A 12,824-nucleotide genomic window follows, 5' to 3' on the forward strand; every position below is an offset into this window, starting at 1 on the left:
CGGCAGGATCAGCCAGGGGGCGGAGGACGCGCGCAGGTTCCCGAGTGAGATCACTGTTCCACAGCTTCCAGCAGAGCTGAGTAGGCGCTCTCCAGGCGGCGTCCCGGAACGCTTTCGGAGTCGGCGTGACTCTCGAATTCCGCCACGGGGCCCTGGAATCTCGGAATGCCGTTCTCCAGGACCACGACCTCGTCGAAGGCCTGGTCCAGGTCGGCTATGTCGTGGGTGGAGACGATCACATGCACGCTTCCGCGGAGTTCGACGAGCAGGTCGTGGAACCTGCGGCGCTGGCTGGGGTCCAGTCCGACTGTCGGCTCATCCAGCAGGAGGAGCTCCGCGTCGTGGACCAATGCCTGCGCGATGGCCAGCCGCTGCTGTTGTCCACCGGACAGGGTGTCGACCTTGTCCTTGATCTTCGCCGTCAGACCGACACGCTCGATCGCTGCGGGGGCGGCACGCCATGCTTCCCTCTCACGCAGCCCCTTGAGCCAGCCGACATAGGCGACGTGCTCCTGACACGTCATCCCCGGAAGAAACGAAGCCCGCTGAGGGAGCCAGGAAACATTGCTCCGGTAGTCGTGCAGAGTCCTGTTGTTCGTGGACCAGAGCTCGCCGAAGCGGACTTTCCCCTCCTGAGGGGCACTCGCGCTCGCTGCAAGCGCGAGCAGCGTGCTCTTGCCGGCCCCGTTGGGGCCCAGGAGCACGGTGTTGCCTGGCGAGAACCTCAGATCGAGTCTGTCGATGACAGGGGGCGTTCTGCGGTTGTAGCGGAACGTACATGACTCGTAGTGCAAGGGCATGAAGACAACCTCATCGACAGAGCCTGTCCCCGGCCTATCCCGTATGCGGGATAGGCCGGGGAAGATGTGATCAGTAGGTAACAATCAGCGATCGCACCGAAACGCTCAAGTTCCCTCCAGAGTGGGTCAGGTGCCTGGGGTGTCAGGAGTCGGGGAGCGTGTCCGCCTGGAGCATCCACGCACCCCCGAGCGGCTTTCCGGCAGGGCGGAAGCGGTGGCCTTTCACATCGGTGCTCCAGTGGTGTGGCCCGCCCCGCAGTCACACGCGTAGATCCCGCTCTCCGGTACCACCTGTGTCTGGAGGACGATCCGCTCTTTCAGTATCCCCAGCTGGCGTAGACGGTGACGTTCTTGCCGGCGTCCCTGGCTCCGACGCACACGTCACGCCAGTCGAGCAGCCAGCCGCTGGAGCGGCAGCTCTCCTGCTGGAGGCCCAGTTCGCGGATGATTTCCAGGTGGGACAGACCGTCCTCGCTGGTGACCGTCGCGATGCGATAGCAGCCGCCGGAACCGCAGCTGGTGCCTTCGTCGACCAAGGTGATGCCTGGCGGCCATGTAGGGAGGACCTCCGACGACGGGGCGTCCGCGCCTTCGCTGATCATCAGGGCGTACAGGAGGCCGACCACGAGCGTGAGGGCGAACTGCGTCCCGAGGAAGCCGATCGCTCCGTTGCGGCGGGGAATCCATTCCGGGGAAGGGGACTCCTCGTGCCGGCCTTCCAGTCCCGCACCGCAGGCGATGAGCACAGGCGCAAGAACCGTGAACACCAGATGGGCGTCGGGGCTGGGAGCATCCATCCAGCCCTGCTGAACGCTGACCAGCAGACTGCCTCCTGCGAGCAGCGCGCCGCCGATCACGAAGCCGACGAAGCGAGTGCGGGCGATCGTCATCCAGACAACGGCGGGCGCGACAGCGAAGAGAATCCCCAGGATGGTCAGCATGCACGGGAGACGTACGGCCCCGAGCGCTCGGTTCCCCGCGTCGGCCGGCAATTCAGTGAGGCCCGGCCCATTCGACCAGGCGTCGGCCGATCGCGGCGAAAGCGGTGCCACCGGCAGCGTGCATGAGTGTCGTTGAGCTGTTTGAAATGGTCGGCGTCCGAAGCCTGCGGGTTCGCGGAATCCTGGAGCTGGAGGGGCCAGAACCCGCGCGTGGACCGCACACTGGGGCGCGAAGTGCGCGCGGGTCCGCCGTTTTCCACGGACCATGGGGCGACCAATCCGGTTGCTGCTGGGGAGGCGGGCGGGTTGAATGACTGGCCATGAACCTGGAGCAGGCGGCCGAGCGGCTCGGGTTGGGGCAGTTACTGGAGGCCCCGCTGCTGCTCAAGAATGACAAGCAGAGCCCGGTGTGGAAGGCCGTTACCGACTCCGGCTCATGGGTGGTGAAGATCGTCCAGCCCTGGGGTGCCTTCTGGCTGCCCATGGCTGCCCAGGCAGGTGCGCTTGAAGCCGCCGCGTGGGAGATCGGTGTCGCGATGCCCGAGCCACGATCGACGACTCTGGAAAAAGCTGGTCTGTGGCGACCGATCGGGGAGGGGTTCTACGCCCGCGCGATGCGCTTCGTAGAGGGCACACATCCGACCGCGCCGACGTCGGAACCGATGGCGGCCTGGGCCGGCGGGCTCGTCGCTGACCTTGCACGGTGCGCGATTCCAGCCGACCCGACCGTCGATGGCGACTACCGGTCGTACTCCCAGGAAGAGTGGGAGGAGTGGTTCGCTCAGGCCGAACACCTCGAGGTTCTCAGTGCCGAGCACGTCCGCGTCCTCAAGCTGTCGGTGGAGCGGGCCGAGGTCATGATCGAAGATCAGCAGGAGTTGTGGCGATCCAAGTTGGTCATGCATCGCGACATCCGGCACCAGAACATTCTGACCAGCTCCGGCGGACCAATCCTGTTGGACTTCGATGCCGCCGGGGCGCAGGACCCGTGGTGGGAGCTGGTCTCCACCTCTTTCCATCTTGCCGGCTTCGACCGCGGCCTGGAAATGCCGGAGCGCCGAATCGTCGAAGCGTGCCTCTCCGGGTATGTCGCTGCGGGAGGGGCAGTAGGGACGGTCGATGAGTCGGCGTTCACCGGTATGTTCGCCGGACGGGTGGGAGTGGCAGCTTGGCAGCTGTGGATGGCCTGCGGCCACCGGGGCGGGAGTCCGGAGTACCAAGCCGGCTTTGCTGAGACACTCAGGGAATCGGTGAACGCGATGGCCACGATGCGCGAGACCATGCCGACCTGGGCCACTTGGCTCAAGGCCTAAGCCGGGGACGCTGAGGGCAAGGCTCCGCCAAGAGATAAGGCGTGCGGCAAGTTTGACGAAATCTTCACGCATGAGCAGGTGGCGGTTTCATCAGACTGCGATGCGTTTGAACTGGGGAGCTGGGCCATGGACTGTTCGACCACCCAGCTAACCGTGCCAAGTCCGATGATCTTCTTGCGCCCGCAGTGCGGAATGGTCGGCTCGGTCCGTTTAGCGCCGCCACTCGCGGAAGGCAGCGGAGTCGTAGTGCCGGCCCGCAGGGGTCCTGGCGTTGCCCGCAGCCTGTGTGTGGCACCGGCGCCCCGTCGGCTCCATGGGTAGTTGGCCCTCCGCCAGTGGTCGCACACTGGCTGTTGTGCCGGCAGGAAGGTCTATCTGGAGCTGTGTGGCTCACGCCGAGTGGGCTCCCGCCTCATCGAAAAGGTTGACCTGTCGAGCCTGTCAAAGGGACAAAAAACGCCTGCCAGGCGCGGGCGCTGACCCTTCCCACGTGGTGCCCCGCAAGCAAGTGGTCTTCATCGTTCCCACTGCGTTCGTGAGGCCTCTCCCGGTTCGCGACGGCGCGGGCGCGTTTGTCGTACGGGGGGGGCGGCCGTCAGCCTCACGCTCCCCTATGTGCTCCCCCCTTCACGCCCCCTCTCTGTAGACGGCACTAGACGCAGAGCAGTGCCCCTCTGAGGGAGGGACCCAACTCGTTCAGTCCCTCCCTCGTTCAGTCCCTCCGCAAAAGGCCAGGTCAGAGCAGTCTGCTCCGGGACCGAAGGGACTGAAGGGACCGAAACTCCCTGTTCCAGCTGCGTGCGCGCGTGCGTATGTACGCGTACGTAAGAGGTACCTCTTCATATCCTGGTGCGCTGATAACTACGAAAATGAGTCCCTTCAGTCCCTCCGTCACCGCCCACAAGTGCTCTGACCTGCATAAACACCTGCGGGACTGAAAGGGGACCGTTCAGTCCCCCGCCCCTTGCAGGCCTTCGGTCCCTCAGGCGGTTGCCTGAGGGACCGACAGCTCCACCCGCGGCCGGCATCAGGGACTGAGGGACCGAAGGGACTCATTTTTCGATAAGTGCTCATGCCTCCCGCAGAGCGGCACCCCTATCGGCTAGGCTCTCTCTGCTATAAGGGAAACTCAGTCCCTTCAGTCCCTCAGTCCCTCGCGCTGTCCTACCTGACCAGGTAAAACGTCCGGGACTCAGCTGAGAGACCCTGCCTGGCCACACAAGAGGAACGGATCGACGAACAGTGCAGCGCCCCGCCGACACCGCCTCGTCCGGAGTCGCGCAGCAGCCACGACCTGCGGACGTGGCCCGCTGGCTTGCAGGCCGTCAGTGGCCGGTTCACCCACTGGCCCCGGGACGCAAGACGCCGGCGGCCAACTGCGAGCAGTGCCGCACGCGTAGCCACGAGCCCTCGGACTGCCCCTGTCATGCACGAGGCTTGTGGTGTCACGGCTTCCACAGCGCGACCACCGAGCTCACGCGCATCGCTGCCTGGTGGGGGAGGGAGCCCCGGGCCGGCGTCGGTGTGTCCTGCGGACCGGCGCATCTCGTGGTCCTGGACGTCGACGCCCACGCCGCGCAGGTTCCGGCCCGCGATCGGCTCCTGCCGGGCATCCGTATCCCGGAGCAGGTCGATCTGGCCGGCCTCGCTTCAGGTTTCGACACGCTGGCCCTTCTCGCTGCCTACCGGCAGGAACCCAATCCAGCCGAGGACGAGACGACCCTGCGTGTCCGTACTCCGTCCGGCGGGCTGCACATCTGGTACGTCAACCCCGAGCCCGCGGTCCGCTATCGCTCCTCCACCGGATCCAGCCCCAGGACCGCGCTCGCCTGGCAGGTCGACGTACGAGCCCACGGTGGATACGTCGTGGCCCCCACCACCCGCACCACAGCGGGCGTCTACACGCCCCTCGGGGCCGTACGGGAGCCCGCCCTCCTCCCCGCGTGGCTGGCCGCCGAACTGCGGCGCACGGGCCACGTCATACAGGCCTCCCCGGTTCCCGGTCCGCGGCCGCACAGACAGGTCCGCCCGGCGAGGCCCGGCGGCGCGCAGGCGCTCTTGCAGTCGCTTGTCGAGACCGTTCGTGAATGTGCCGGCCAGGCCGAAGGGACAGGCTTTACGGAGAAACTCAACCGAGCGGCATACACGGCAGGAGGGCTCGCCGGAGCAGGCCATCTGAACCAGGCTGAAGCCCGTCAAGAGCTGACAGAAGCCGCTCACTATGCTCGTCCCCACCAGACCCGCCGTAGTGAGACGATCATCGACGCAGCCCTTTCCGCAGGCGCCAGTCGCCCGTTCCACCCCAAAGGACTCGCATGAGTAGCGCCGAGAACAGCCGCTTCGACGCGGCCGCCGCCGCTCAGCAGATGCTCGACTTCGAAGCTGCTGCCCCCGCGTACGTTCCCCCTCAGCAGGTACAGACGTCCGCCCCTGCCGATACGCCGGCTCTGCTACCCCCGATGCTCACCGACCGTGGCAACGCAAAGCTTTTCGCCCAGCTCTACAGCGACCAGTTCCGCCATGTCGAAGGCCTCGGCTGGTACAGCTGGGACCAGTTCCGGTGGAAGCGGGTCGGCGGCGAGAAGGCCGCCCTGTGGGCCGCGGGCGACATGGCGGAGCAGATGTCCGCCTCCGACCCCCGGGGCATCTTCAGCGACCGTGAGATCGCTCAGCACCGTCGGCGCACCATGTCCACGAGCGGGATGAAGGCGCTGCTCCACCAGGCGAAAGCCGCCCCAGCGCTCAGTCTCGACCCTGACGTCCTCGATGGGGACGCTTATTCCCTGTGCACACCGGCCGGCGTGGTCGATCTGCGTAACGGCCGTCTGCACAAGCCCGATCCGCTCAAGGACCTGCACTCCCGCGCCACCCAGGTGGCGCCCCAGGCCATGCCCACCCCTCGCTGGCATGCCTTCTTGGACGACACCTTCGGTGCCGACGCCAAGGGCCGGGAGATGACCGACTTCCTGCACCTGCTCCTGGGGTACTCCATCACCGGCGACGTCGGCGCGCAGGTCCTGCCGTTCCTCTGGGGTAAGGGCGCCAACGGTAAGTCCGTCCTGCTGGACGTCATGATCCAGGTCATGGGGGACTACGCCGACGCGGCTCCACCTGGCTTCCTCATGGACAAGGGCAACTTCGCCGAGCACTCCACGGAACTGACAGAGCTGCACGGCCGCCGGATCTTCGTCTGCAGCGAGCTCAAGCCCAACGACAAGTTCGACGAGGCCAGGGTCAAGCTCCTCACCGGTGGAGACAAGATCAAGGCCCGCCGTATGCGGCAGGACTACTTCAGCTTCACTCCGACCCACAAGCTCTGGCTGCTGGGAAACCACCAGCCAGAGGTAGGGACCGGAGGGCATGCGTTCTGGCGTCGTATTCGCCTCATCCCCTTCGAGCGCGTCGTCGCCGCGGACCGGAAGATCGACAATCTGGCAGGCGAGCTCGTCCAGGAGGAGGGCCCGGGCATCCTGCACTGGCTCATCCAGGGCGCGACTCGATACCTCACCAGCCGCGACCCGCTGACCGGCCCGTCCTCCGTACGGCTGGCCACTGCCGCGTACGAGACCACCGAGGACCACATCGGACGCTTCCTGAGCGAGTGCTGCATGCGCCAGGGGCAGGACACCGGGGACCTGCGTGTCGAACAGGGCCTTCTCTACGGGACCTACACCAGCTGGTGCAGCTCGGAGGGGATCCGCGCGGACACCGCCCGAGCCTTCGCCGGCCGTATCAGGCAGGAGATCGGGCTTGCGTCCCCGGCCGAGATGCTGAAGTCCAGCGGGAAGAAGTACTACCCCGCCCTCGCGCTGCTGCCGGACGACATCGTCCGTTCTGACGGACCGGCAGGAGGACAGCGATGAGCCACCGAGGCTTTCTGCCAGAGATTTGGGCATCCTCTTACCATGGGAAGGTCCCAGACCACCGCACTGTCAGGTCCGTACCGAACAACTCCTTCCACCCGTACCGCCACATCACCGACAAGGAGCTGCGTCCATGAGCTCGCTGCTGCACGAAAGCCAGCTCGAACACGAAGCGAACGTGGTGTGGCTGGAGGACCTCGACGACCTCGACTACGTCCGCCAGGCGCTCGACAAGAGCGCCCGCCGCGGTGGCAAGCCCCGCTACGCCCGTGACGGACGCATGGTCGGCTACGCGGAGCTCGACAGGGACGCCGAGGCCAACCCCGACAGCGGCCTCTTCCAGCGCCGCACGTTCTTCCTGCTGCCGCACGACAGGCCGAACGAGCCCGAGGGCCTCTATAAGGAGGGCGCCCCGGGCGAGGCGGTCGACCCCCGGACGATCGAGCCGCGGCGGGTGGGGGAGAAGACGCCCCGTTCGCAGGGGAAGCTCAGAAACCAGATAGTGCCGTCCTGACAGAGGGCAACCGCACAGGGTGAAGGCATGGAGCTACCCGGTGCGAAGGACGCTGCCGCCAGGACCGCCGCGATCGTGGACGGCTTTACTGGGCTTCCGGCCTGGTCGTCTCGCACTACCCCCCACTGCCGCCCGTGGGCTCGCGCTCACAACGGTCACCGTGTGCGACGCAGCTCCCTGATCCCGGCGACCGCGCCGAGGCAGATGATCATCGTCGATCCGAAGGCGGTGCCGCCCGACAGGACCGCGTCCGCGAGTCCTGAGCCGCTGTGCTGCTTCAGCGTGATCACGGCGAGGGCGACGACGGTGGAGAAGAGGACCATCACCAGTAGCCAGAGCGCCCAGGTGTGGGAGTGCGAGGCCGGTGCGGGAGACGGCGTGGTCGGGGAAGTCACGGAGGGTCCTTCATCAGTGGAGGCGGGTGGATGCGAGGCGCTACGGCCGGGTGTCATGAACGCCGACCGGATTGCGGCTGCGTGGTGATGTCGGAAGCTGAGGTCATCAGGTGCTCCGCAACGGCTGTTCGGGTGTGAGCGATCGCCGCAGCCAGGCGGCGGTGGGCCATGGCTTGAGCATCCAGCGCGTCGAGGACCGCGACGACGCGCTGCTGTTCCGCGTATGGGGGGAGCAGCACGGGCTGGTTGCCCAGCGCGGCGGCACTGATGGATGGCGCACCGGTCGCGGTGGCCCGGTCTCTCACCCACGCGACAGACTCGGGCCGCCCCAAATATGCCGCGAGATAGCCGGGGTGGACGTGGGCGCGGTGTCTGCCGTCCATCCTGAGCCGAATCACGTTGGCGCTCATCAGCCAGCCGACCCCTACGTCTCGTACCAGTGCCGGGGGTCCCATGGCCCCCGTCCGGACACAGAGAATGTCCTCGGGCCGAAGCCGGAAGCGGTCCATACTCTGCGCCGGCCCTTCCGCCACCTGCCGGTCATCGTCGAGTACCTCGATTCGTCCCTCACGCAGGTTCTGGGGGAAGACGAGCGGCACGCCCCCGGTGCTGGTCATGTGCTTCTTCAGCAAGCTGTAGGACGGTCCTGCCTGGATCCCTCCCGTGGAGGGCCTGGTCCCGGTCCCGCACAGATCGGACAGCGCCACACGCTCCCACTGGGCGCCGTCGCCCAGAAGGTCCTCGTGCTCCAGCTGCTCCAGCGCCGAGGCCGCGGCCACGTCCGCCGCCGACACCTCCCGCTTCCGGAGCTCCAGTTCGTACAGGGCTTCCGCGCGGGCCGCCTCCGCGGAGCTACGTCGGGGTCGGTGCACATTGATGTGGTCGATGGGGCTGAGCGACCAGTCCCGTTCCTGGACCGTCTTCCTGTTGACGACCGCGGTCGGTACGGGCGAGCTCTGCTCCCTGCCTCCCTGATCGGTCCCGGCGCACCGATAGGCGTCGATCACGTCTTGCACATCCTCGTTCCGGAGGGTGCGCTTGCCCCGGTTCGTGGTTCCCACCTGCCGGGCGTCCAGGAACAGGACGTCGTCACGAGCCTGAGACGGATGGACCAGGAACCACGCCGACACGGGCACGGACGTGTGGGAGAACAAGCGGTCCGGCAGAGCAATGACCGCCTTCACCACACCACGCTCCACCATGGCCCGGCGAATGCCCTTCTCCGCCCCGTTCGCGGAGTTGCACGCCTTGTTGGGCATGATCACCGCAGCGGTGCCGCCTTCCTCCAGGGCGCTCAGCACGTGCTGCACATAGGCGAGGTTGTCGTTGCCCAGGGGAGGGGGCCCGTACGGCCAGCTGCCCTCGATGCGGGGCTCCCCGGTGGAGTCACTCATGTTGAACGGGGGGTTGCTGAGGACAAGGGCGAACTGCTGCCCTGAGAAGGCCGTGGCCGTCTTCCAGGGGGACCCGCTGGGGGAGACAAGCACACGGGGCCGAGCACCGTGAAGGGTCAGGTTCATGGTCGCCAGGGGCGCCGTGTCCCGCCCGTGAGTGATTCCGCAGATCTGCATCCGGTGCGGAGCCGCGCCCTGCTCCGCACACCAGGTGGTCGCAGCGGCGAGCAACTCTCCGCCCCGAGCGTACGGGTCGTAGACGCTCAGCGGGGCTTCTCCCACGGTGTTCTCCCCGGCGATACGGACCATGAGATCCGCCACGGCACGCGGAGTGAAGAACTCCCCACTGTCCAAACCGGCCAGCAACTCGTACTCGTCCAGCATGAGCTCGAACGCCCTGGGCCCGAGCTCGCCGACCAGGCTCACCACGTGGCGCAGATCGTTGTACGACCGAGGCTCCAGGCGCACGAGCGACTGACGCATCGCCGGACGCATGCCCCGGGTCCGCAGGTGTTCGTCGAGCCCTCCAGCGATGTGCCTGAGGAGAGCGGCGGCGCCGTCCGACCCCTCACCGGTGCGGGACATCGTGACTACGTCGTTCCAGTAAGGGCCCTTGAACCGCCGCAGGAAGTGCAGTGACAGAAGCAGGTTCACGTAGTCGACCCGGGAGCCGGCTCCCCGTACCCGTTCACACAGTTGACCCATGAGCTCACGTACGCGGTCCGTGTCACGTGGATCGGGCTGCGTGTCCGGCTCGACGGGCTGGGGCGCGTCAGCGACGGTCTGCGGTCTCCCAGCCTGGGCCCTGCGGGCTCGTGTTCCGTACGTGGTGCCGTTCGGATCTCCTTGCAGCAGGCGCCCGGGAACTGGCCGTTTGTCCAACCAGGCGAGTACGTCGGCCCGACGGAACAGATCCGCCTCTCCGCCGCGCTCCGGAGGCGGAAAGCCGGGGGCCCGGCGCCACTGCGTGATGGTCGCCCGCGAGACGCCCGCCAACAAGGCGATCTCAGCTTGGGAATGGAGCTGATCCTGGTGGTCAGCGATGGACATGGTGTGAACTCCCTCGTGGCCGCCGTTCGGCGTGCCCTTCACCCCGGACAATAGGAAGCGCGAGCCTCGTAGGTCATGTGAGCACTGCGAATGCGCACTTTATCCAACAGTGCTGTCCCGATGTCTTCATTGTGCGCCATCCACCTGGATTGCCGCTGCAAAAGGTGTTCTGAGTACCCATCTCCTCCACTTGCGGCGAGGCTCGCTCTGAAGGGGCTTCAGTTAGAGGCGTCGCTGTCGGCTCGCACACCGCCCACCCCGCCGCGTCGATCTGCGCGCCGGACGGTGCCCCCGCGTGCACGACTTGCCGCAGGGCCCTGGAACGGATACCCGCAGGGGCGTCGGCGCTTGATCAGCGAGGGGGCCGAGCGTCGTGTACTGGTGTTCAGGCCACGGCTGGCTCCGGCCCAGGGTCCCGTTCCTGGGGTCCAGGGTGGGCGAGCTGGAGGCGGCTGCGCATATCTGGCCGGACCCTCGCCGCTGTCCTGGATGTGCATCCAGGACAGCGGGATCAGAGCGTGCTTGTCGGAGCTGGCATTCTCGACGAGCGATATGTCGCAGATGCGATTTGCCGTTTCACGGATGGCGGAGGTCGCGCCCAGCTTTCGGGCTGCTGCGGTCCGGCACTGCTCATCTGCTGCAACGGCCCTGGGCCAACCAGGTACGCCCGCGCCTGGCGGCTGCCGGACTGCCGCGCGACGGCCGACATGGTAGGGGCGGGTGGTAGTGGAGCAGCTTGTTCTCCCCCTCCAGCTGCGCTTTTGCACTCAGCCGCAAGGGGGTGGCCGGGCGCTGGCCGGACGAGCAACAGTTGGCTTCACCAGGCGCGACAGGAACGTCACGAACCTGGACGGTCCACGTTCCGTCCCAGCGGCTCTGAACCCCGCTTGGCAGAGCCCCGATCGAGGCTGGCTGATCGACCACGTCGGTGGTGACCAGGGGCCGACCAAGGCGAAGACAAAACCGCCAGGCTTGGATCTTGATGACGGGAGATGGCAGCTCATGGCGGCATCCGAGGCAGCGGCTACGGGGGGAGATGGGCGGATCTTCAACCGCGTCCCTGTGCAGCAGCCGTTCCACCCGCCCCGAGCGGGTCTCAACAAGGACCGTTCAAGACGTACGACAAGGGCTCACGACCCTGAAAGGTCTCGGGGTCCGCTCGACCTTCCAATTCAACAGCTGGCATATGGACGACTTCAGGGGAAGCGTCCACGCTACGGAATCCAGGGGGAAGTATGAAGAAGCTCCGCGCACTGCGCGCCCAGGCCGGTGCCTCCGCTGCGGCAGTCGCGCTCTCCGCCGCCGGCATCGGGATGGTCACCGCGACACCCGCAGCTGCCTACGCCGGCTACTGCAACGACACCGTCGGCAAGACGATCTCCAACTCCGGCTATCACGCGAGCATTCCTGCCTACAACAACAACGTGGACTGCCAGATGTACCAGGGAGCCAGTGGACCCGAGGTCAAGGCTCTGCAGATCACGCTGAACAAATGCTACGGCCGCAGTCTGAGCACCGACGGGCTCTTCGGCACCAACACCAAGAACGCTCTTGTCTACGCTCAGGGGCAGGAAGGCATCGGCACTGACGGCGGGTACGGCAAGGAAACGCGGACGAACATCAAGTGGGCCTTCCAGTACAGCGGCAGCCTCGGTCAGTGGTCCTGCTTCTACATCACCAACTGGTAGCGGCTCCCGAGCAGCGTCTGTGGGCAGTGGTCAGGGCCTCGCTTGACGCTGGTCGGTGAAGAGGCGACTACGGACGCCATTCAGCCATCCGGGACAGGAAGCTGGGTGACGTGGACCGACGCGCCTGGAGGCCGGTGCCCGCCGAGAAGCTCTCCAGCACCGGCCTCTACATGTACGAGACCTCCATGCGAGGGACTGTAAAATGTCCGGCTCTGGCCCGTAATCGGTGGTAGCGCCGTTCGTCTGACAGACCCGGGCGAGATGATGGGGGAGTGGACTACAGCCTCGTGATCGCCGCCGCCCAGGCCGCCGGCCCCTGCCCGCCCGGTGAGGAAGCCTCATGGGGCCGCCGTGTGCAGACGCTCACCGTCGACCTGCACATGATCGCCAAGCAGGCGGCGCAGGACGTCGACCGGCTGGAGAGCGCCAAGACGTTCGTTGCCTTCCTGGAGAAGGTCGAGATCGAGGAGACCAGCCGCCGTGGCCTGCTCACCCTGCGTCCGCCGTCCGGCGACGCGGAGAACATCCGTACCGAGCAGGAGGAGACCGACCGCGGTCGGCAGCTCATTGAACGGGCCCGCTCCCTTGTCGGCCGGTGGGTGCTGGTCTACCGGTACAACGAGGAGAAGGCCGGCAACCGGCAGCACAACGTGCGCATGCTCGCCCACATCGTCGACCTGGGTGATGGCGCGATCTCGGTGAACATGGCGAAGAAGGTCCTGCTGGACGACGCCGGAGGCGTCGTGGCCCGGGCCCAGGGTGCGTGGGAGAGCGCGGGCCTGCCGGACACCGGGACGGTGGGCGTGGAGCAGTTGCAGAAGGCGCGTGCGGCACTCGCGGGGTGAGCCGCGTGTTCTCTGCCCCGG

10 protein-coding genes are annotated in these 12,824 nt (G+C 66.7%); 6 read left to right on the top strand and 4 right to left on the bottom strand.

From position 1 onward, the window contains the following. Positions 1-50: 50 nt before the first annotated feature. A complete protein-coding gene (locus ABZY45_RS32555) occupies positions 51-800 on the bottom strand; it encodes an ATP-binding cassette domain-containing protein (RefSeq protein ID WP_356745860.1) in 750 nt (249 codons plus the stop codon). Positions 801-1,117: 317 nt separating this feature from the next. Continuing rightward, positions 1,118-1,741: a hypothetical protein gene (locus ABZY45_RS32560; RefSeq protein WP_356745861.1), complete on the bottom strand. Its 624-nt coding sequence runs from the start codon at positions 1,739-1,741 to the stop codon at positions 1,118-1,120. Positions 1,742-2,061: 320 nt separating this feature from the next. Between ABZY45_RS32560 and ABZY45_RS32565 the strand changes: the two genes are divergently transcribed. From ABZY45_RS32565 to ABZY45_RS32580, 4 genes are all read left to right on the top strand, one after another. Then, positions 2,062-3,054: an aminoglycoside phosphotransferase family protein gene (locus ABZY45_RS32565; RefSeq protein ID WP_356745862.1), complete on the top strand. Its 993-nt coding sequence runs from the start codon at positions 2,062-2,064 to the stop codon at positions 3,052-3,054. Between the two features lie 1,302 nt (positions 3,055-4,356). Further along, entirely contained in the window at positions 4,357-5,373 is a 1,017-nt protein-coding gene (locus ABZY45_RS32570) for a bifunctional DNA primase/polymerase (protein ID WP_356745926.1), read from the top strand. Continuing rightward, positions 5,370-6,917 (top strand): phage/plasmid primase, P4 family, encoded by a 1,548-nt coding sequence (locus ABZY45_RS32575; RefSeq protein WP_356745863.1) that lies wholly within the window; start codon positions 5,370-5,372, stop codon positions 6,915-6,917. The genes ABZY45_RS32570 and ABZY45_RS32575 overlap by 4 nt, the downstream gene beginning before the upstream one ends. Positions 6,918-7,050: 133 nt before the next feature. Next, the gene (locus ABZY45_RS32580) at positions 7,051-7,431 is read left to right on the top strand and encodes a DUF6009 family protein (RefSeq protein ID WP_356745864.1); all 381 of its coding nucleotides are present in this window, start codon (positions 7,051-7,053) and stop codon (positions 7,429-7,431) included. Between the two features lie 155 nt (positions 7,432-7,586). Here ABZY45_RS32580 and ABZY45_RS32585 read toward each other — a convergent pair whose 3' ends face one another. Beyond that, on the bottom strand, positions 7,587-7,826 hold the full coding sequence (locus ABZY45_RS32585) for a hypothetical protein (RefSeq protein WP_356745865.1): 240 nt from the start codon (positions 7,824-7,826) through the stop codon (positions 7,587-7,589). Positions 7,827-7,879: 53 nt separating this feature from the next. After that, positions 7,880-9,874, bottom strand: coding sequence for an N-6 DNA methylase (locus ABZY45_RS32590; RefSeq protein ID WP_356745866.1), 1,995 nt, complete (start codon positions 9,872-9,874; stop codon positions 7,880-7,882). A gap of 1,631 nt (positions 9,875-11,505) precedes the next feature. On the opposite strand from ABZY45_RS32590, the gene ABZY45_RS32595 reads away from it, so the two are divergent. Then, positions 11,506-11,958: a peptidoglycan-binding domain-containing protein gene (locus tag ABZY45_RS32595; protein ID WP_356745867.1), complete on the top strand. Its 453-nt coding sequence runs from the start codon at positions 11,506-11,508 to the stop codon at positions 11,956-11,958. A gap of 272 nt (positions 11,959-12,230) precedes the next feature. Continuing rightward, positions 12,231-12,803 carry a hypothetical protein gene (locus ABZY45_RS32600; RefSeq protein ID WP_356745868.1) on the top strand — a complete coding sequence of 191 codons (573 nt, stop codon included), beginning with the start codon at positions 12,231-12,233 and terminating at the stop codon, positions 12,801-12,803. Positions 12,804-12,824 lie beyond the last annotated feature (21 nt).

It is taken from the genome of Streptomyces sp. NPDC006516, assembly GCF_040611875.1.
Classification (GTDB): Bacteria; Actinomycetota; Actinomycetes; order Streptomycetales; family Streptomycetaceae; genus Streptomyces.